This window comes from Erwinia sorbitola, from assembly GCF_009738185.1.
GTDB classification, from domain to species: Bacteria; Pseudomonadota; Gammaproteobacteria; order Enterobacterales; family Enterobacteriaceae; genus Erwinia; species Erwinia sorbitola.
The window spans coordinates 566,626-587,262 of the sequence record NZ_CP046509.1 but is presented as its reverse complement, the minus strand read 5'-3'; the positions used below and the strand labels follow the sequence as shown (position 1 = coordinate 587,262).

The 20,637-nt window shown below is 49.3% G+C and carries 13 protein-coding genes, 1 tRNA gene and 3 pseudogenes; 7 read left to right on the top strand and 10 right to left on the bottom strand.

Features of this window, described 5'->3' with window-relative positions; all coding sequences use genetic code 11:
* Positions 1-90: 90 nt before the first annotated feature.
* From GN242_RS02700 to GN242_RS02685, 4 genes and pseudogenes are all read right to left on the bottom strand, one after another.
* Complete coding sequence (locus tag GN242_RS02700) at positions 91-978, bottom strand: Bpu10I family restriction endonuclease (RefSeq protein ID WP_156286870.1); 888 nt, start codon at positions 976-978, stop codon at positions 91-93.
* Positions 965-2,149, bottom strand: coding sequence for a DNA cytosine methyltransferase (locus GN242_RS02695; RefSeq protein ID WP_156286869.1), 1,185 nt, complete (start codon positions 2,147-2,149; stop codon positions 965-967). Before GN242_RS02695 ends, GN242_RS02700 begins: the two co-directional genes overlap by 14 nt.
* A gap of 66 nt (positions 2,150-2,215) precedes the next feature.
* Positions 2,216-3,212, bottom strand: a pseudogene (locus tag GN242_RS02690) (tyrosine-type recombinase/integrase); the annotation flags it as partial.
* Positions 3,213-3,291: 79 nt separating this feature from the next.
* Positions 3,292-4,346: pseudogene (locus GN242_RS02685) on the bottom strand (IS3 family transposase).
* A gap of 464 nt (positions 4,347-4,810) precedes the next feature.
* Here GN242_RS02685 and GN242_RS02680 point away from each other — a divergent pair.
* Both GN242_RS02680 and GN242_RS02675 read left to right on the top strand, forming a co-directional pair.
* Positions 4,811-5,515, top strand: coding sequence for a hypothetical protein (locus tag GN242_RS02680; protein WP_156286868.1), 705 nt, complete (start codon positions 4,811-4,813; stop codon positions 5,513-5,515).
* A gap of 33 nt (positions 5,516-5,548) precedes the next feature.
* On the top strand, positions 5,549-5,836 hold the full coding sequence (locus tag GN242_RS02675; RefSeq protein ID WP_156286867.1) for a hypothetical protein: 288 nt from the start codon (positions 5,549-5,551) through the stop codon (positions 5,834-5,836).
* A 1,065-nt stretch (positions 5,837-6,901) separates the two neighbouring features.
* Here the strand turns inward: GN242_RS02675 and GN242_RS02670 are convergent.
* Together GN242_RS02670 and GN242_RS02665 are read right to left on the bottom strand one after the other, a co-directional pair.
* A pseudogene (locus GN242_RS02670) lies at positions 6,902-8,154 on the bottom strand (tyrosine-type recombinase/integrase).
* Positions 8,155-8,316: 162 nt separating this feature from the next.
* A tRNA-Leu gene (locus tag GN242_RS02665) sits at positions 8,317-8,401 on the bottom strand.
* Between the two features lie 370 nt (positions 8,402-8,771).
* Here GN242_RS02665 and GN242_RS02660 point away from each other — a divergent pair.
* A complete protein-coding gene (locus GN242_RS02660; RefSeq protein WP_154753081.1) occupies positions 8,772-9,287 on the top strand; it encodes a YjjA family protein in 516 nt (171 codons plus the stop codon).
* Positions 9,288-9,359: 72 nt separating this feature from the next.
* Here the strand turns inward: GN242_RS02660 and GN242_RS02655 are convergent, their stop codons facing one another.
* Positions 9,360-9,980 carry a LysE family translocator gene (locus tag GN242_RS02655; protein ID WP_154753082.1) on the bottom strand — a complete coding sequence of 207 codons (621 nt, stop codon included), beginning with the start codon at positions 9,978-9,980 and terminating at the stop codon, positions 9,360-9,362.
* A gap of 106 nt (positions 9,981-10,086) precedes the next feature.
* Complete coding sequence (locus tag GN242_RS02650; RefSeq protein ID WP_154753083.1) at positions 10,087-10,866, bottom strand: acetoin reductase; 780 nt, start codon at positions 10,864-10,866, stop codon at positions 10,087-10,089.
* Between the two features lie 259 nt (positions 10,867-11,125).
* Between GN242_RS02650 and GN242_RS02645 the strand changes: the two genes are divergently transcribed.
* Positions 11,126-12,403: a DUF445 domain-containing protein gene (locus GN242_RS02645; protein ID WP_154753084.1), complete on the top strand. Its 1,278-nt coding sequence runs from the start codon at positions 11,126-11,128 to the stop codon at positions 12,401-12,403.
* Positions 12,404-13,071: 668 nt separating this feature from the next.
* Here the strand turns inward: GN242_RS02645 and lptG are convergent.
* Both lptG and lptF read right to left on the bottom strand, forming a co-directional pair.
* A complete protein-coding gene (lptG, locus tag GN242_RS02640) occupies positions 13,072-14,148 on the bottom strand; it encodes an LPS export ABC transporter permease LptG (protein ID WP_154753085.1) in 1,077 nt (358 codons plus the stop codon).
* Positions 14,148-15,248: an LPS export ABC transporter permease LptF gene (gene lptF, locus GN242_RS02635; RefSeq protein WP_156286866.1), complete on the bottom strand. Its 1,101-nt coding sequence runs from the start codon at positions 15,246-15,248 to the stop codon at positions 14,148-14,150. The genes lptG and lptF overlap by 1 nt, the downstream gene beginning before the upstream one ends.
* A gap of 379 nt (positions 15,249-15,627) precedes the next feature.
* Between lptF and pepA the strand changes: the two genes are divergently transcribed.
* The 3 genes from pepA to GN242_RS02620 all read left to right on the top strand — a co-directional run bounded on the left by pepA (position 15,628) and on the right by GN242_RS02620 (position 20,544).
* Positions 15,628-17,136, top strand: a complete 1,509-nt coding sequence (pepA, locus tag GN242_RS02630) for a leucyl aminopeptidase (protein ID WP_156286865.1) — start codon at positions 15,628-15,630, stop codon at positions 17,134-17,136.
* A 91-nt stretch (positions 17,137-17,227) separates the two neighbouring features.
* Positions 17,228-17,683: a DNA polymerase III subunit chi gene (locus GN242_RS02625; RefSeq protein WP_154753088.1), complete on the top strand. Its 456-nt coding sequence runs from the start codon at positions 17,228-17,230 to the stop codon at positions 17,681-17,683.
* Between the two features lie 5 nt (positions 17,684-17,688).
* On the top strand, positions 17,689-20,544 hold the full coding sequence (locus GN242_RS02620) for a valine--tRNA ligase (protein WP_154753089.1): 2,856 nt from the start codon (positions 17,689-17,691) through the stop codon (positions 20,542-20,544).
* Positions 20,545-20,637 lie beyond the last annotated feature (93 nt).

The following is a 20,637-nucleotide window of genomic DNA, read 5'->3' as shown; positions in this document are numbered from 1 at the left end:
TTATTGCCTTCAATTATGTACCACTATTATTAAATAGTAGGTGGATTATTAAAAACTACCCACCTAAACAACCGCCAACAAATTATTTAATTAAAGAAGATATCCATTTTGCAACCCATAATTTACACCTCCCTCCCAGTCAGAAGTTAGAAAATCCTTCACAAGAATAAACAAATGCATCACCGCATCATTGTAAATTGGATTTTTTACATAGCCATCTAAAAATCTGTATTCTCTGTCAGTATTTTTTTGCTTGCGTAGCACATAGATCTGATCAACCTTATATTTTTTTAAATTTATATTTTCAGTTAATTTTATCCATTCCGCGACCACAATATACATTGCATTTGGATTTTTAAGTTTTATTTCTTCTGCTGCCGTTGAAACATCCTGTAGCATTGTTTTATCGAGGTACGTTTTACATTCAATTGCTATAGCAGGAATATCCCAAATATGCACCTCATTTTGCTGAGAACCATTACAATTCATCTCAGCATTTACACTGATTCCGATCGAAAAATCATGATCCTTTTTCTCAATAACAGCGCAGGGCCTTTCCACCATACTGCCATATGAACTTGACCTGAAAAATATATCTTTAAACGAATGTGATTTCCCTATTAGGGCATTTGGACTTATTTCCTCAACTATATCTTTAAATAAATAATACATAAACTCTTCAAGAACAGATGAGTGTAGATTGGACCTTGAATCAAAATGTTCTGCATATTTTTGTATATCAAGAAAGTCCTTGTAATTATTTAATAGTTCAACTCTCTTATATACTATTTCTTGAATTTCCTCTAAAGAGGAGTTTTTAAATGGCCCTTTAAGCTCTAAATTATCTTTCTTCCAAACTTCATATTTATGAATTATCTCTTCTAAAAATAAAACAGATTCTCGATCTGTATATTTAGCCTTGCTACTAAGTTTCTGTGAAATATTATTACCATGAACATAAACATTATTTCTTATCATTATAAAATACCTCACTAAAGATATTTAACGCAATTTCCTTTGCCATTAGTGGTGGAACTGCATTTCCTATTTGATTATATTGACATAAGTACTTTTCATCTTCACGACCTTCTCTCTGCAAAAGCTTATGACTTACTACTGTAGGTTTCCCCTTAAACACGTACCAATCTGGAAATGACTGAATTCTAGCTCCCTCTCTCGCAGTAAAGTTTCGATTTAAATAGGGATGAACGAAATTTGCATAAAATGAAGCTGCAATTGTATGACATGGTTTATTAGGATGCATACGCCTATTATTCTGATCATATACCTTTTCAGAGATTTCTTTGCTATTTCTTTTATACGGTTTTAAATGTTCAGGAACATCAGAAGTAGATTGGCCCCAAGTCATGGAAGAAAAACGTTCAACTAATCTTTTTGAATGATTCATTGCCTTATGGTTAGATATTTTATCACTATCCTCCCTGAGTTGTTTTTGATAATCAGTTAAAGCTTGTTTAACATATTCCATCTCTTCGCTACCTTCCCTGGCATTAATTTGAGGGAGATCTGAGATAGCATCCCACAATGTGGGGGTTTTTTTCAAACCATCACTACCAGTTATGTTATGTGTAGGATTCGGAAATGGATTTTTCAATTCTTTTTTCGATGCTATAATAAACAACCTTCTTCTTATTTGCGGCACACCAAAATCTGTTGACTCCAAAATATTGTGATATACATGGTATCCTAATGAGGACAGTTCCTCTTTTATGATATCGACTACAAATATTCCATCTTTTGTTTTTGCTTTAACGATATTCGGAACATTCTCCATTATCATTACCATTGGTGATAATATTTTACCAATGCGAAGAAATTCTTCGAATAATGAATTCCGTGGATCTTTATGATCGCCATTCTTTTTATTTGCTATTGAAAAACCTTGGCATGGAGGCCCACCAAGTATAATATCAGGCTTGTTGTTTTTAAAAGTATGCAATATTTCCTCATCACTAAACTGTGATATGTCTTTTTTTATCACCAATGACTCAGGATGGTTAAATTTAAATGTTTCAGTTGCCCAACTATCAACCTCAATAGCACCAATTATTTCGGCGCCTGCCATATGGAATCCTAGACTAAACCCCCCAGCTCCAGCGAAGGTGTCTAATACTTTAACTTTACTCATTTTTTAATCTAATCCTAATTCCACGTTGATACTTCTTAAATAACCAAGAGCCATACAGAAACTTGTTTACATTTTATCAAAAATGAATGGTTGCTTACAACACATTCTACATTGGTGTAAATAATGCCCTCGCCATTGAATCATGAGCCTACGATCATAAAAATTTTTAGCAAAAAAATGTAAGCAGCACGGACATTATTTCGTTCTTGATGGCTCATCTGACGATCTACAGCGTCTCTTGACAATAAACCTGATTTAATCAAGGCACTAGCCATAGCCCGAAATCCATGGCTACACACTTCTGTTTTTGTATCGCACCCCATAGAGCCAAGAGCTTTGTTAACCGTATTTTCACTCATGAGCCTATCATGATGATGGTAGCCTATAAAAACCAGTTCGCATTCATAACTTATCTTTTTGATTTATATTAATATTTTTACTATTTTCTGGCTAAGTGGTACAAGAATGGGATTACACATCTTCGAATCACGATGAGAATCCTTGACTCTTTTAAGTGCATCCCGTTCTGCGGGTGTCGCCCAGAAAGCATTTACAAAATCAATTTCTTTCCATCTGGCAAAACGACGTTCACTCGAACGAATGAAGACTAATAACGTTAACTCTAACACGGTCAATTTTCGACCGTTAAGGCACTCAATTTTTTCAATTAATACATGCAATTGCTCAAAAATGAGAGCAGTGCGGTGAACTCATTTAGCCACGGCTACCGCACCAGCTATGCCTTGGCGGGCTTATAGTTAAGCAGACCATTTTGTACCGCAAAACGCAGATTGCAGTCGTCCGCTGTTGCACTCGCGAGGCTACTTCATATCGCCTACTCGCCTCTACTACCTTTATAGGGGCGAGTTGTTCCCTTGTCTTCAGCTCCGATTTTTGCGTTTACCTAACGCAGAAAAAAGATTATCCACTGAGCTTTTAAACATTCGTTCACTCTGAGACAACAACCATTTTAACTACAAGATGCATGCCAATCTCTTGCAAAAACCTCAAAGGTTAGTGCTCCGCTTTCTTCAATTTTGCCCTCTTTTTTTCCTCTGGGAGGGATCGACGCTGTAAATAGACCTGTTTTAGTTCCATGCATTTTTTGAGATCCCAGCCAGATAATGTTGTAGTCGGTATTCCTACAGTGTCAGATTGTTCAGTGATTCATGTGGACGTTCGCAGCTATATTCCGACAACCATGTTTCCGTTACTCGAACTTCATTCAGTGTTCTGAACAGATAAAAATCGAGTATTTCTGTACGGTACGTCCGGTTAAAACTCTCAATGAAAGCATTCTGCGTTGGCTTGCCTGGCCTGATAAATTCCAGCTTTACGGCATGCTTCTCGGCCCATTCGGCAAGTATCAGAGAGATAAATTCCGGGCCATTATCCATGCGAAGCATGACGGGATATCCCCGGCTGGCTGCGATCCTGTCGAGTACACGAACTACTCGCTGGGCTGGCAGATTCAGGTCGGTTTCAATCGACAACGCCTCACGATTAAAATCATCAACGACATTGAACGTACGAAAACGGCGACCGAAAATCAGAGAGTCGTACATGAAATCAACGGATCGGCTCTGGTTTAACGCTTCAGGCGTAGCCAACGGTGCCGGATTGCGCACAGGCAGGCGCTGTCTACCTTTGCGGCGAAAGTTCAGCTTCAGCAGACAGTAAATACGGTGGATCCTTTTATGATCCCACAGGTATCCCTGCCGCCGCAGAATCTGAAATAACTTTGGGAAACCATATCGTGGATACCTTTCGACGGCAGCCTGTAATACGGAAATAACGGGTTCATCGCGGGGTAGTATCCGGGCGGTAATGGTAAACCGTTCTGCTCAGATTCAGACTCCGGCAGGCCTGACGAATACTGAGTCCGAATGTCGTTATCAGATGAGCTACCAGCTCAAGCTTAAAGACTGGTTTTAAAGCTTTTTTTCGATAACAGCTTCAGTGCCCGGTTCTCAAGACTGAGATCGGCAAACATCTGTTTGAGACGGCGGTTCTCATCTTCAAGATCCTTTATCTTTTTAATATCAGAAGCTTCCATGCCGCCGTATCTGGATTTCCAGTTTTAGTAAGTCGCCTCAGAAATACCGGCCTCCCGGCAGACATCCTTAACAGTTCGTCCTGCTTCGACTGACTTAATCACGGCGATGATCTGGTGCTCAGTAAAACGGGCTTTACGCATGGTGATCTCCTTCGTTGACAGATTGAGTATGCCGGAAGATCTCTAAATGTGAATGGCACGATTATACGGGATACTTACACCACCACAGCGGCTTTTTTTGCCCGCCACTCGCCCTTTGAAAGCCCTTTTTCTGGCCAGCCCGATCTATAAAGAGTAGTGCATGCATAAGGTGCATGGATTTGCATGCATATTGCAGAGTAAGCAAGGCCAGGTACGGTGCGGCCTGAGCGCTCCCATGCAGTTGCATTAAATGCGACCCATAAAGCGGGCAGGCGAGGAGGGGGTAGCATTGCGCGCCAACATCGGAAGCGTTGCTGGAACTGGATGATCTTACAACCAGAAATGATATAATCGTATAATACGTGTTGTGCAAGTACATTGAGCCGATTCGCAAATAAATTGGAAGTTAGCGGATATCAAAGCCTAATCATCAAATTTGCAATATATTAAGCCACAGGAAAATCATGAAAATTAAAAATGAAATTTCTTCAGCTACATTCTTATCAATAATGATGTTTATTTCAGTTTATGCATTCAAAAGTGGCGAAGCTATGTTTTTTGGGTATCCATCATACTACATCTATCTAGATACAAATGAAGTTGTAAATACTTTACTCAAGTTATCATTCGTTATAATAACAGTTATAGCACTATCTTTATTTATACGCATCCCCACCAATTTTTTTATTTGCCTTATTTCCATGGCAATTACATTAAAACTCATAAGAATAGGGGTTTTAAGCCACAGACAACCATTAGATTTAATGACCGCAATTAATATTGGGACTAGTTACATTCTTTTTATATCTTTATTGTATTTAATTCCGCGCGCAGTAAAAAAAGAAAATGATAATTATTTTTTTAATGCAAAGCCTTGCATGTTAGCAGTCCTAACATTCGTTGGATTCTCTTTTTTTCTTGGGCTTAATTATCATAGTTTCTTCCCTGGTGGGATTTGGCAAACCGATGATGAGAAAGTTGTAGTTGGACGATACCAGGATAAGTTTATCTTGAGGCAATGCAATAACGGAAAGGCATTGTTTTATATAAATGAAATTAACAACAGTAAATTTGAGAGTTTTAAAATAGACACCCGTAACGTTCTTCTTCTTAGATGCCAGCCAGAATTGGATGAAATGAATAAAACTGATTTTATGATCAGTTGGTAATAATATTTATAAAAAATATTTCAGGAGGCAGTAATGAAAAGAACAATGTTTTATTCTTGGCAATCAGATTTACCATCAAATTCAAATAGAAATATCATTCAGGACGCTTTAAAAAGATCTTTGTGTGCGATAAAAAGAGATCAAAATGAAACTGTTGAGCCTGTACTTGATCGAGATACTGCAGGAACCCCTGGCTCACCATCAATTAGTGATACAATTTTCAAAAAAATTACAATTGCAGATGTTTTTATAGCAGACGTTTCGATTATTAATTCTTCTGAGAGTAGAAAAATAAACTTCAAACCCAAATTTTTTAATTGATTTAGGATTCGCGATATCTCAATTCGGCTGGGATAGAATAAACACATTCTTTGGTGGGCCAGAAGATCTACCATTTTATTTACGAGGGCGCAGAGTTGTCATTTATAGCTGGGATCCACAAGTAGACGTAAAGTCTGCGGTAAGAAGGGGATTACAGGGCAGGCTTGAACACGCTTTAAAATATGCACTGGAAGACTCAAGTATCAGTTCACTGCAAAGTGGTTGAAGTGCTCCTGTATGTTGGGGTGAATGGGTCAACTACAATCATGCAAGAAGCTATGGAGGTCATTTATTTATAAGAGAAAAATCCTATGCAAGATTTATATTTAATCTATCAGTTTATAGTGACGCTCACTCGGGTAAAATTACATCTAAAGATATCTTCTTATCTAGAGATATGGCGTATACGAGAATAAAAAACTCTAATGATGAATATGGTTAAATCAGATTCAGACGCAGCTTATTTGATGGGATGGAAAAAATTTCTGGCCATCGATGAAACAGCGAGTTGCTCAAGTCATAGAGGCATGAAAGTAATATTTTTAGGTGAATTCCAGTGATCCAGCGACACTCTTTTTGAGCTGGATTTTCTTAACGAACTTGACTTGAAAAGAATATATAACACTTTGGGATGTTATTATTTCTATTTTAAAAAGAGAATGGAAGGTGCCGGCGAAGCAGCAAATCTAGATACTTTTGAGGCCAATGTTTTTATGGTAAAGTTAGAGGAATGTATGCTTATATGGAGGGGGATAATCATGTTCTCTCCAGAAAGAGCGATATGGATTGCATATTTAGATGAAAGTGATACTAAATACTTCACCAACGACATCAATTGAAAAACGAAAACACCTAAGACCATTGATAATTGGCACGGTCGATTTCAATAACTCGAAATAAATTACATATCTGATGTAAATACCCTACCACACAATATCTTAGAAAAAAACCAAAAAACCCTAGAGGATGGCATCAGAAATCAATAGAATTATAATTTATATTGAACTATCATTTCACCAATGATGCTTCAAGTGTTAATTTAAAAAAGAGTAATGATAAAGCAATTCACTTGTTCTTATTTTTAGCATAATCATATGGGCTTATTTCCCTCTTTTATTTTCTTCAAGATAATCAGACCACCACTGAACCATCAAATGCTGCTCATCCAAATGTTCCGAAGTATGGATATAAGCAGCTCGCACATTGTTGCGTTCAGTATGGCTCAACTGCCGCTCTATCGCATCATCACTCCACAATCCAGACTCCCCCAGTGCCCCACGTGCCATTGTCCTGAAACCATGCCCGCAAACTTCAGTCTTGGTGTCATAGCCCATAGCGCGCAGAGCGTTGTTGACTGTGTTTTCACTCATGACTTTCTTAGGGTCGTGATCCCCAGGAAACAAGCGTTCATTATCACCGCTCAACTGCTTCAGGCGCTCCAGCAGGGCTAGTGCCTGACGACTTAGCGGAACGATATGTTCCTCTTTCATCTTCATACCACGGTACGAGTAACGGACGCCTTTTATCTCTTCTCGCTTTGCCGGGATGCGCCAGAGAGATTTTTCGAAATCGAATTCATCCCAGCGTGCAAAACGTAATTCACTGGAACGGACAAACGTCAGGAGTGAAAGCTCAACCGCGATACGTGTGATCAGTCGGCCTCGGTATGCAGCGAGGCGCTCCAGAAACTCCGGGAAACGGCTAAAGGGCAGTGCAGGATAATGCCGGGCTTTTGTCGTAGAGAGCGCACCAGCCATATCAACCGCCGGATTAGAATAGATGTAATCATTCTGCACCGCGTAACGCATAACCGCCGTGACACGCTGCTGAAGACGTTGAGCAACGTCATGCCTGCCACTGGCATCAACTGTTTTGATTGGTGCAAGTAGCTGACTGGTTTTCAACTTCCTGATGTCTGCCGAACCAATATAAGGGAAAATATACAGCTCAAGGTAGCGTAGTATCCTGGCACGATGGTCATCACTCCAGCGCTTATTGCTCTCATGCCATTCACGGGCGATAGTTTCAAGGTGTAAGATCCAGCGGATTCGGCTTGCGCTTCTTTATTCTCGGCTTTTGGGTCTATCCCCTGCCCTAACAGCTTTTTAGCTTCTTCACGCTTAACGCGTGCCTCCGCAAGCGTCACTGTCGGCCAGCGCCAGACGGTCTTCTTTTTTGTCAGCAGGACGCCGGTACTTCATGCGCCAGTATTTGGATCCTTTGGTGGACATCTCAAGATACAAACCGCCACCGTCGGCCATTTTATAGTTTTTTTCTTTGGGTTTTGCGGTTTCGACCTGGCGGGCGTTGAGCTTCATTTGGGGGCATATTTTCTATCGAAGTGAGGATGCCCCCAATTATGCCCCCAGCGATGCCCGGATTGCAACGGATGTGCCCGGACGAATTTGGAGCAAAAAAAAAGCCTTTCGGCTTTTTTTCAGTAACTTACGGACTGTTACGGACGTTCTCAAACACACTTATGGTGCCGAAGGCCGGAATCGAACCGGCACATCTTTCGATGGTTGATTTTGAATCAACTGCGTCTACCGATTTCGCCACTTCGGCACTGAAGGGTATGCGGAAAACGTTGTGGATTATACCGTTACCTTCTGCATACGCAACCCTATTCCGCATGCTCTGTGTTCGAGTGCTGAAAAAACACGCGGTAGCCCTGATATGTTACCTGTGTGGCCGGTCTGATGTGCTCTACCCACTGGCCGATTTGTACAACGGCTTCGCACCTGCCTTTATAGCTTTTCCTCCACGTTCACTGCCAGAGCAGCCCTTTACTACAGAATATTCTCAAACCTTATACCATAATGGCTATGTGGCTGCTGCGCGTGGAACTCCGTCGCTATCCGGCAGTCGGAACAATCAGTTACAGCACGGTGCCAGGAAGGTGCCGTGCGTCATATCACATTAAATGGGTATAACAATGAATGCAGCAATGAAATGGGTTCTGGCATGTTCTGTTTCTACCGCACTGTTCAGCGCCGCAGCGGGTGCTGCAAGCTGGCAGGATCAGCTCAGTTCTGCCGCCAGTGCGCTGGGCCAAAACAATAACAGCACCACCAATACCTCCGGCGCGAACGCTGCCCCGGCGGGTAACTCCATTGGTGCGCTTACCGGGCTGTTGAACGGCGGCAGCCAGTCACTTAGCGCAGGCACCATGACCAATGCGGCGGGTGTGCTGGAGTACTGCGTGAAGAACAATATTGTCGATAATAATGTGTCATCGGTGAAGGATAAGCTGCTGGGCAAGCTGGGGCTGGCGGATACGCAGAAACAGCAGGAAACCACCGACTATAAGCAGGGCCTGATGGGTCTGCTGAATACTGGCAACAATCAGCAGGTGAACCTCAAGTCGCTGGGTGATACCGCCATCGGCAAGAAGGTCAAAACCAAAGCCTGCGATCTGGTGCTGAAGCAGGGTAAACAGTTTATCTCGTAATCTCTCTCTTAAAGGCGGCTGAGGCTGTCCCCTTGCCGCCTTCTTTCCCCGGCCACCGTTGTGTGGCCTTTTTTATTTAACAATCAGACGAATGCCCAGCAGCGCCATTACGCCGCCGCCTAAACGGTCGAGGGGAGCTTTAAAACGCAGATAGGTGTTGCGCGGCCCGCGTGACGACAGCGCATAGGCAACAAACAGATACCACAGGCCGTCGACCATCATCGCCATCAGCGGGATAGTAATAAACATCCCGGTGGTGACATGCGCAGGCAGCAGCGCGGCAAATACTCCGGCGAACACCATCGCGGTTTTAGGATTACTGAGCTGAGTGGTGAAGGCGGTAAAGAAAGCACGTTTGAGGCTTTTACCGTTGCTGCCGGGCAGCTCCAGCGCCAGCGGCTCGCGGGCACCACGAAACATCTTATACGCCATCCACAGCAGGTAGATGCCCCCGGCCGTTTTCAGGGTCAGCCACAGCACCGGTACGGCGTTCAGCAGCGTATGCAGCCCCAGCAGGGCGATAATAGCGAAGATCAGACTTCCCGCCCCCATTCCCAGCGCGGCACCGATGCCCGCCCGGCGTGATGAAGCGACGGCGGTGCGCGCCACCAGAATAAAACTTGGCCCCGGGCTGATCGTGCCCAGCGCCAGCGCACCGCCAATTGAAATTACCGAAAGTACCGCAGCATCCATTGTTGATCCCCCTCGAAGTTTATCTGTCTAACTTACTGAGGAGAGTGCGGTTCTGGCAACCTCATAACGTGCAGAAGCTGCCAGTTTTTTAGCATTTACTGGAAAATCAACGGTACACCAGTCCGCCATCGATCAGCGGTGCCTGACCGGTCATATAGTCGGAGTCAGGCCCGGCCAGGAAGGAGACAAACGCAGCGACATCGTCAGGCGTCTCGGCACGGCCCAGCGCGATGCCGGAAACGTATTTATCATAGGTGGCACCCAGCGGTGCTCCGGTCTCTTCCGCCATGCGTTTATCAATTTCCACCCACATATCGGTGCCGACCACGCCAGGGCAGTAGGCGTTTACCGTGATGCCGAAGGCTGCCAGCTCTTTTGCCGCCGCCTGAGTCAGGGCACGCACGCTGAATTTGGTAGCGGAATAGATGCCGAGCAGCGCAAAGCCTTCATGCCCGGCAATCGAGGAGGCGTTAATGATTTTGCCTTTCTGCTTACGCGCCTTAAATTTGCTGCCCGCTGCCTGAATGCCCCACAGCACGCCCTGCACGTTGATCCGGAAGATTTTTTCCACTTCCTGCTGGGTCACTGACAGCAGGTTTTTAGTCTGGCTGATACCGGCGTTATTGACCATCACGTCGAAACCGCCCAGCTGTTTCTCAGCCTGATCAACGGCAGCAAAGACCTCTTCGCGCTGGCTGATATCGGCTTTGATGGTAATCGCCCGGCGGCCAAGAGCCGCGATCTCTTCGGCAACCTGTTTAATTTTCTCGTCGTTTACATCCACCAGCGCGATGTCCGCACCATCACGCGCCAGCCGCAGTGCTATACCACGGCCAATGCCCTGACCTGCTCCGGTGACCAGTGCCACTTTTCCATTAATCGACATAGTGTTACCTTTTTCAGATGAAACCGGCTTTAAGCATTAGTCCACTTTTTGAGCATGACATTACTTATTTGTGCTGATTGGTGAATTAGTGGCGGTTGCCTTGATCCACAGCATGTTAGCCGCCGATCTGTGCAGATTCGCTGCCTGCTATGCTTACTGTGATAATGATCCGCCTTTCAACCTGGTGGATGGGCGGATGCCGGAAGCCGCTTTCCTGTAACCCGGATTTTTTTGGCTCGTGGATAAAATTAAGGAGTTTATGGATAAGGAACGTGAGTTAGTTCAGGCAAAGCGCCTGCCGCTGCTGTTGCTGGCGGGTGCAGCGCTGCTGTTTATCGCCACCGTGCTCTGGCCGCTCTACTGGCCGCCGAATCCCTGGGTTGCCGGACTGAAAGCGGTAGCAGAGGCGTCGATGGTCGGGGCGCTGGCAGACTGGTTTGCCGTTAGCGCACTGTTTCGTCATGTGCCGATCCCGCTGGCGGGGCGTCATACGGCAATTATTCCGCGCAATAAGGATCGTATCGCCGACAATTTAGCGCTGTTTGTGCAGGACAAGTTTCTGAATACCGATTCTCTGCTGGCGCTGATCCGCCGTCACAATCCGGCGCAGATGATCGCTCACTGGCTGAACCACCCGGACAACGCAGCCCGTCTCAGCGGGATGGTGCTGAAGACCATACGTGGATTCCTCGACCTGGCCGACGATCGGCGTATTCAGGGGTTTATGCGACGGGCGATCCACAAAGCGATCGACAAGGTGGATCTCAGCCAGTCGGCGGCAATGATCCTTGAAAGCCTGACCAAAAATAACCGTCACCAGCAGCTGCTGGACGATGCGCTGGCGCAGATACTGCAACTGGTGAACAAGCCCGGCACCCACGAATTTATTGCCCAACAGGTGGTGAGCTGGCTGAAGCGTGAACATCCGCTGAAGGAGAAGATGCTGCCAAGCGAGTGGCTGGGAGAAAAGAGCGCCGAGCTGGCGGCCGATGCGGTGCAGTCAATTCTGACGGAGATTGAGCATGACGATGGCCATCAGCTGCGTCAGGGCTTTAACCGCGCGGTACAGCGAATGATTACCCGCCTGCGCAACGACCCGGAGATGGCGGAGAAAGCAGAAGAGATTAAAGCCTATCTTAAGCAGGATGAGACGCTGAACAGCTATATCGGCCAGCTGTGGAACGATCTCCGCGCCTGGCTGAAGGAAGATCTCAATCATCCGGATTCAGTGCTGCACGCTAAAGTCAGCGCAGCCGGACAGTGGTTGGGTGAAACGCTGATGCAGGATGAGCCGCTGCGCAACTCGCTCAATCAGCATATGGAAGAAGCCGCCAGCAATGTCGCGCCTGAGTTCTCTGCGTTTCTCAGCCGCCATATCAGCGATACGGTGAAGAGCTGGGATGCGAAGGATATGTCACATCAGGTGGAGCTGAATATCGGTAAGGATCTGCAACGCATCCGCATTAACGGCACGTTAGTCGGTGGGGTGATTGGGTTGATTTTGTATTTGCTGTCGCTGCTACCGCAGCTGCTGTAGAGGGCGGTCTTTTTTTCGGTCGGATCGTGACGACCAGGGCAAGGTCAAGGTCAAGGGCCAGGGCAACGTCAAGGGCGTTTCGCTTTCCCACTGCGTGGGTTGAGCGACAAGGGGCGGCCAGTCGCCGCCGCCCCTTGGCCCCGGGCTTGCGGCAGGCGAACCGCCGGCTTCGCCGGTGCCTTCATCAGCTCTGTTCACCGACGGATCGTTGGTGACGGTACGTCCTGTACCGGCACCAACTTTCGCCGACGTCCTGTCGGCTCATCCTGGTTCTCTTCGCTTCCTCAGCGATTCTTAATTGCCGCCTGAAAATCAAAACCCCAGGTCAAAATCCAAACAGATCAAAACAGAAAAACAGAAAAGTCGTTTCTTGTTTGGGTTTGGGTTTGGGTTTGGGTTTTGACGTTGAGGCGGCATCTTAGCTGCGCCGAGGGAAATCGGATTTCCAGGACGAGCCAACAGGACGTTGGCGAGAGGCCGTGCCGGGACAGGGACGTCCCGTCACGGCCGATCCGGCAGGAAAGCCGATTTTCTGAGGGAACCCGCAGAAAGCGGGCGCGGCGCCTGCCGCAAGCACGGGGGTGAAGGGGGAAGGGGCGACTGCCTTCCCCCTTCCCGACCGCCTGCAAGGCGGCCGGAACGCCCTTGACCTGGCTATAACGCCCTTATCACCGCCGTTTCAGCAGCATAAACACACTAATCGCAAAGAACGCCGCACTCGGCAGCAGCGCCCCCAGCAGTGGCGGGATGTTGTATACCAGGCTCAGTGGGCCAAATATCTGATCCAGCACGTAGAACAGGAAACCAAAGCTGATCCCGGTGACCACCCGCATCCCCATCGACACGCTGCGCAGCGGGCCAAAGATAAATGACAGCGCCATCAGCATCATCACCGCCACGGAAAGCGGCTGGAAGATTTTGCTCCACATATTCAGCTCATAGCGGCCGGATACCTGCCCACTCTGCTTGAGATACTTCGAATAGTTATACAGACCGCTGATCGACAGCGCCGTTGGATCCAGCGCTACCACACCCAGCTTGTCCGGGGTCAGGGTTGTTTTCCATTCGCCACTCAGCGTCTGGCTGCCCTGAACCTGGAGCGGGTCGGTCAGGTCAGACTGATCCACCTGCGCCAGCTCCCACAGTTTTCTATCCGCGTTGTACTTCGCTGAGGCGGCATAGCGAACCGTTTGCAGGCGGCGTTCTTTGTTAAAGCTGTAGATACTGATACCCGCCAGCTGGTTGTCGTCGCGAATACGTTCGATAAAGATAAAGTTATCGCCATCTTTCGCCCACAGCCCGCTCTGCGTGGAGAGCAGCGAACCACCCACCAGCTGTTGCGCACGGTAGTTACGCGCCATCTGCTCGCCCTGCGGCGCAACAAACTCACCAATTGCCATCGTCAGCAGCACCAGCGGGATCGCGGTTTTCATCACCGATGCGGCAATCTGCATACGGGTAAAACCTGAAGCCTGCATCACCACCAGCTCACTGCGCTGGGCGAGCGTGCCCAGGCCCAGCAGAGCACCGAGCAGTGCCGCCATCGGAAAGAAGATCTCAATATCTTTAGGCACACTCAGCAGGGTATACAGCCCGGCACCGAGAGCGGTGTATTCACCCTGCCCGGTTTTACGCAGCTGGTCGACAAACTTGATGATGCCGGAGAGCGACACCAGCATAAACAGCGTCGCCATGATGGTATTGAAAATCGTTTTACCGATATATCTGTCAAGAACACCAAACATCAGACCGATCCTCCGCGAGTGAAACGCGCGCGCAGTCGGCGCATTGGTACCGTATCCCATGCATTCAGCAGGATGGCCAGCCCCAGATAACTGAGGTTAACGGCCCACATCCAGACCGCCGGATCGAGGCGTCCTTTGTTGCCGCTGGAGCGCAGCGAGCTTTGCAGCAGGAAGAACACCAGATACAGCAGCATCGCTGGCAGCATCGACAGCACACGCCCCTGACGCGGGTTAACCACACTGAGCGGCACCACCATCAGCGCCATAATCAGCACCGAGAATATCAGCGTCAGACGCCAGTGCAGTTCACTGCGGAAATCGGGTTTATCCGAACTACGCAGCTCGCTAAAGCTCATCTGCTCAGAGTCGTTCGGATCAAGAGTTGCAGCCTGATGGCCAACAATCGCCTGGTAATTTTTAAAATCGGTTATCCGGAAGTCACGCAGCAGAGCGGTGCCTTCAAAACGGGTGCCGCTATCCAGCGTCACCACCTGTGAACCATCTTTGCGCTGCTCCATATGACCATGATCGGCCACCACGACTGAAGGGCGCGCATTGCCTTTTGGCCGCAACTGAGCAAGGAAAACGTTACCAAAGTTGTTGCCTTTAACGTTTTCGATAAACAGCACAGATTGACCATCGCCGGACTGCTGGAACTGCCCGGCAGCCAGGGCAGCTGCCCCCGGATTCGCTTTGGCATTTTGCATCACTTCGCTTTGATAGCGCGATGACCAGGGGCCCATCCAGCCCACGTTGACGGCGGCCACCAGAGCAGTGAACAGCATCAGAATCATCGATGCTTTCACCAGCACGCTTTTGCCTAAGCCGCAGGCGTGCATCACGGTGATCTCACTCTCGGTATATAACCGCCCAAGGGTCATCAGGATAGCTAAAAAGAGGCTTAACGGCAGGATCAGCTGCGCCATCTCGGGGATGCCGAGGCCCAACAGCGTCAGGACTAAATTTGTAGGAATCTCACCATCAACCGCGGCTCCCAGTATCCTGACTAACTTCTGACAAAAGAAGATCAGCAGCAGGATGAACAGGATAGCCAGCTGGCTTTTGAGCATTTCCCGAACCAGATATCTAATAATGATCACGCTGAGTACGCCTGTGAAAACTTGTCTTTTTGCAGGAAAATCGCTAGTTTCATCGCTTATACGCCATTTATTCTCATCAATGGCCCAAGTCATAGTTATACTCGTGTTACTTCAGGCCGCATGTGCGTTGGCTTCGTCCCCTCCCCCAGTCACATAGTGAACTGTGCTGCGGGACTTTGCGGACTCGCCGCCTTGCTACAACTTGAACTGTTTAGAGTATAAAATTCTATGACAACAACCGCGTTTTGGTGATGCAAAAAAATATAATTCTCACCAAAACCCAATCTGACAACAGCGTAATGCGCCAGCGCTATACGTTACGAAAGCGGTACATTCTAGCCGCAGCAAGCGTCGTTGTCTTTAAGATTCAGGAGAGTGCATGGAGTTCAGTGTAAAAAGCGGTAGCCCGGAAAAACAGCGCAGTGCCTGTATTGTGGTGGGCGTGTTTGAACCGCGCCGGTTGTCACCGATTGCTGAACAGCTGGATAAAATCAGCGATGGATACATTAGTGCCCTGCTGCGCCGTGGTGAACTGGAAGGAAAAGTCGGCCAGACTCTGCTGTTGCATCATGTGCCGAACATTCTCTCTGAACGTATCCTGCTGATTGGCTGTGGCAAGGAGCGTGAGCTGGATGAGCGTCAGTATAAGCAGGTCATCCAAAAGACCATTAACACGCTGAACGATACCGGTTCGATGGAAGCCGTCTGCTTCCTGACCGAGCTGCACGTCAAAGGGCGCAACACTTACTGGAAAGTACGCCAGGCGGTGGAGACGTCGAAAGAGACGCTGTACAGCTTCGATCAGCTGAAAAGCAACAAGGTCGAGCCGCGCCGTCCGCTGCGTAAACTGGTGTTTAATGTGCCAACGCGCCGTGAACTGACCAGCGGTGAGCGTGCCATTCAGCACGGTCTGGCTGTGGCTGCCGGTGTGAAGGCGGCGAAAGACCTCGGCAATATGCCACCAAATATCTGTAATGCCGCTTATCTCGCCTCGCAGGCGCGCCAGCTGGCAGATACCTGGGACAACATCACCACCCGCGTCATCGGCGAGCAGCAGATGAAAGAGCTGGGGATGAATGCCTATCTCGCCGTTGGTCAGGGATCGCAGAATGAATCCCTGATGTCGGTGATTGAGTACAAAGGGAACCCCGACAAAGAAGCGCGTCCTATCGTGCTGGTCGGTAAAGGCGTCACCTTTGATACCGGCGGTATCTCGCTTAAGCCGGGCGAAGCGATGGACGAAATGAAGTACGACATGTGCGGCGCGGCCTCAGTGTATGGCGTGATGCGCATGGTGGCTGAACTGAAGCTGCCGCTGAACGTTGTTGGCGTACTTGCTGGCTGTGAAAACATGCCGGGTGGCCGCGCTTACCGTCCGGGTGACGTGCTGACGACGATGTCCGGCCAGACCGTAGAAGTGCTTAACACCGATGCGGAAGGTCGCCTGGTGCTGTGCGATGCCCTGACCTACGTTGAGCGCTTTGACCCGGATGTGGTGATCGATGTAGCCACGCTGACCGGAGCCTGCGTTATTGCGCTGGGCCACCATATCAGCGGTCTGCTGTCAAACCACAACCCGCTGGCCCACGAGCTGATTGGTGCATCCGAACAGGCTGGCGATCGCGCATGGCGTCTGCCAATGGCTGATGAATATCAGGAGCAGCTGGACTCCAATTTTGCCGATATGGCGAATATTGGTGGCCGTCCTGGTGGTGCCATCACCGCCGCCTGCTTCCTGGCGCGCTTTACGCGTAAATATAACTGGGCGCACCTGGATGTGGCAGGCACCGCCTGGCGTTCAGGCAAAGCTAAAGGAGCTACCGGTCGTCCGGTTGCTCTGCTGTCTCAGTTCCTGCTGAACCGCGCAGGCCTGAACGGCGACGATTAATCGTTATACAGCAGCAAACTGGATGTAAGGGCGGATCGGTGAATCCGCCCTTACCCTTTATTTTTTGACCGTTTTAACCAGGCCTGAATGCATGAAAAACGCAACTTTCTATCTGCTGGAAACCGACACCCCGGTTGACGGACTGAGCGCTCAGGAAGCGCTGGTCTGCGATCTGGCTGAGGCCCGCTGGCGTGACGGAAAACGCGTGCTGATTGCCTGTGAAGACGAAGCGCAGGCTATTCGGCTGGATGAAGCCCTGTGGCAACGACCGGCTAACGCCTTTGTGCCGCATAATCTGGCTGGGGAAGGCCCGAAATATGGTGCCCCGGTGGAGCTGGCCTGGCCACAGCGTCGTGGCAATGCGCCGCGAGACCTGCTGATCAGCCTGCTGCCGCAGTTTGCAGATTTTGCCACCGCTTTCTATGAAGTGGTAGACTTCGTCCCCTTTGAGACATCTTTGAAACAGCTGGCGCGCGACCGCTATAAAGCCTATCGCAGCGTTGGATTCCACTTGAATACGGCAACGCCGCCTTTGCCTAAGACATAGCAGACATGGAAAAGACATATAACCCGCAAGATATCGAGCAGCCGCTTTACGAGCACTGGGAAAAACAGGGCTACTTTAAGCCGAATGGCGATACCAGCCAGGAAAGCTTCTGCATCATGATCCCGCCGCCGAACGTTACCGGTAGCTTGCATATGGGTCACGCCTTCCAGCAGACCATCATGGATACCATGATCCGCTACCAGCGTATGCAGGGAAAAAACACCCTGTGGCAGGCAGGGACTGACCATGCGGGTATCGCCACGCAGATGGTGGTGGAGCGTAAGATCGCCGCCGAAGAGGGCAAAACCCGTAAAGACTACGGCCGTGATGCTTTCATCGAAAAAATCTGGCAGTGGAAAGCAGAATCAGGCGGCACCATTACCCGTCAGATGCGCCGTCTTGGTAACTCCGTGGACTGGGAGCGCGAGCGTTTCACCATGGATGAAGGCCTGTCGAACGCCGTGAAAGAGGTGTTTGTTCGCCTGCACAAAGAGAACCTGATTTACCGTGGCAAACGCCTGGTGAACTGGGATCCAAAACTGCGCACTGCCATCTCTGACCTGGAAGTGGAAAACCGCGAGTCAAAAGGCTCCATGTGGCATATCCGCTACCCGCTGGCCGATGGCGTGAAAACCGCTGACGGTAAAGACTATCTGGTGGTCGCCACCACTCGTCCGGAAACCGTGCTCGGTGATACCGGCGTGGCGGTCAATCCTGAAGATCCGCGTTATAAAGATCTGATCGGCAAGTTCCTGGTACTGCCGCTGGTGAATCGCCGTATTCCGATCGTTGGTGACGAACATGCGGATATGGAGAAAGGCACCGGCTGCGTGAAAATCACCCCGGCGCACGACTTTAACGACTACGAAGTTGGTCGCCGCCATAAGCTGCCGATGATCAACATTCTGACCTTCGACGGCGATATCCGTGAAACGGCCCAGGTGTATGACACCAACGGCGAAGAGTCTGATGCCTGTGACCCGACTATTCCGGCTGAGTTCCAGAAACTGGAACGCTTTGCCGCGCGTAAAGCCATTGTTGCCGCAGTCGATGCTCTTGGCCTGCTGGATGAGATCAAGCCACACGATCTGACCGTACCTTACGGCGATCGCGGCGGCGTGGTGATCGAGCCTATGCTGACTGACCAGTGGTATGTGCGCACTGCCCCGCTGGCCAAAGTGGCGGTGGAAGCGGTAGAACAGGGTGATATCCAGTTCGTTCCGAAGCAGTATGAGAATATGTACTTCTCGTGGATGCGCGATATCCAGGACTGGTGTATCTCCCGCCAGCTGTGGTGGGGTCACCGCATCCCGGCCTGGTACGATGCCGAAGGCAACGTCTACGTCGCCCGCAGCGAAGAAGAAGTCCGCGCAGAGAACAACCTGGGCGCTGACGTGGTGCTGACCCAGGACGAAGACGTGCTGGATACCTGGTTCTCATCCGGGCTGTGGACTTTCTCCACCCTGGGCTGGCCGGAAAATACCGAAGCGCTGCGCACCTTCCATCCGACCAGCGTGCTGGTCAGCGGCTTCGATATTATCTTCTTCTGGATTGCGCGCATGATCATGCTGACCATGCACTTTATCAAAGACGAAGATGGCAAGCCGCAGGTACCGTTTAAAACCGTATATATGACCGGTCTGATCCGTGATGACGAAGGGCAGAAAATGTCTAAGTCAAAAGGTAACGTGATCGATCCGCTGGATATGGTTGACGGTATCTCGCTCGAAGATCTGCTGGAAAAACGCACCGGTAACATGATGCAGCCGCAGCTGGCGGAGAAAATCCGTAAGCGTACCGAGAAGCAGTTCCCGAACGGTATTGAGCCGCACGGCACCGACGCCCTGCGTTTCACCCTGGCGGCGCTGGCCTCAACAGGTCGCGATATCAACTGGGATATGAAGCGCCTGGAAGGTTACCGCAACTTCTGTAACAAACTGTGGAACGCCAGCCGTTTTGTGCTGATGAACACCGCAGAGCACGACTGTGGCTTTAACGGCGGCGAGCTGGAGCTGTCGCTGGCGGATCGCTGGATCCTCGCAGAGTTCAATGAAACTGTGAAGGCATACCGTGGCGCGCTGGACAGCTATCGCTTCGATATCGCTGCCAATATCCTGTATGAGTTCACCTGGAACCAGTTCTGCGACTGGTATCTGGAGCTGGCAAAACCGGTGATGAACGGTGGCTCTGAAGCCCAGCTGCGCGGCACGCGCAATACGCTGGTAACGGTGCTGGAAGCGTTGCTGCGCCTCGCGCATCCGATTATTCCGTTTATTACCGAAACCATCTGGCAGCAGGTGAAAGTGCTGAAAAACATCAGCGACGACACCATCATGCTGCAACCGATGCCGGAGTTCAGCGAAAGCCGCGTAGACGCAGCGGCAATGACCGATACCGAGTGGCTGAAACAGGCTATCGTCGCGGTGCGTAATATTCGCAACGAGATGAATATCTCCCCGTCTAAGCCGCTGGATGTTCTGCTGCGCGGTGCCAGCGCTGATGTGGTGCGTCGTGTTAACGACAACCACAACTTCCTGAAAACCCTGGCACGCCTGGAAACACTTGAGCTGCTGCCTGCGGGTGAGAAAGGCCCGGTCGCCGTGAACAAGCTGGTTGACGGTGCTGAACTGCTGATCCCGATGGCCGACCTGGTGGATAAAACCGCCGAGCTGGAGCGTCTGGTGAAGGAAGTGGCGAAGCTGGATGTGGAGATGGAAAAAATCACCACCAAGCTGTCAAACGAAGGTTTTGTGGCTCGCGCACCGGAAGCGGTAGTCGCGAAAGAGCGTGAGCGTCTGGCTGATTTTGAGCAGGCGAAGATCAAGCTGATTGAGCAGCAGGCAGTGATTGCCGCGCTGTAATGATGGAGGGAGGGGCATGCCCCTCCCCTACAAAATCAGTCCCCGCAAGGGCCAGGCATGCCTGGCCCTTTTTATTGCACGGATAGCACCGTT

Bases quoted from the DNA above. Each gene is read 5' to 3' on its own strand.
- pepA (WP_156286865.1), top strand. From the start codon at position 15,628: ATGGAGTTCAGTGTAAAAAGCGGTAGCCCGGAAAAACAGCGCAGTGCC.
- GN242_RS02625 (WP_154753088.1), top strand. From the start codon at position 17,228: ATGAAAAACGCAACTTTCTATCTGCTGGAAACCGACACCCCGGTTGAC.
- GN242_RS02660 (WP_154753081.1), top strand. From the start codon at position 8,772: ATGAATGCAGCAATGAAATGGGTTCTGGCATGTTCTGTTTCTACCGCA.
- GN242_RS02645 (WP_154753084.1), top strand. From the start codon at position 11,126: ATGGATAAGGAACGTGAGTTAGTTCAGGCAAAGCGCCTGCCGCTGCTG.
- GN242_RS02650 (WP_154753083.1), bottom strand. From the start codon at position 10,866: ATGTCGATTAATGGAAAAGTGGCACTGGTCACCGGAGCAGGTCAGGGC.
- lptG (WP_154753085.1), bottom strand. From the start codon at position 14,148: ATGTTTGGTGTTCTTGACAGATATATCGGTAAAACGATTTTCAATACC.
- GN242_RS02695 (WP_156286869.1), bottom strand. From the start codon at position 2,149: ATGAGTAAAGTTAAAGTATTAGACACCTTCGCTGGAGCTGGGGGGTTT.
- GN242_RS02620 (WP_154753089.1), top strand. From the start codon at position 17,689: ATGGAAAAGACATATAACCCGCAAGATATCGAGCAGCCGCTTTACGAG.
- GN242_RS02700 (WP_156286870.1), bottom strand. From the start codon at position 978: ATGATAAGAAATAATGTTTATGTTCATGGTAATAATATTTCACAGAAA.
- GN242_RS02680 (WP_156286868.1), top strand. From the start codon at position 4,811: ATGAAAATTAAAAATGAAATTTCTTCAGCTACATTCTTATCAATAATG.
- GN242_RS02675 (WP_156286867.1), top strand. From the start codon at position 5,549: ATGAAAAGAACAATGTTTTATTCTTGGCAATCAGATTTACCATCAAAT.
- GN242_RS02655 (WP_154753082.1), bottom strand. From the start codon at position 9,980: ATGGATGCTGCGGTACTTTCGGTAATTTCAATTGGCGGTGCGCTGGCG.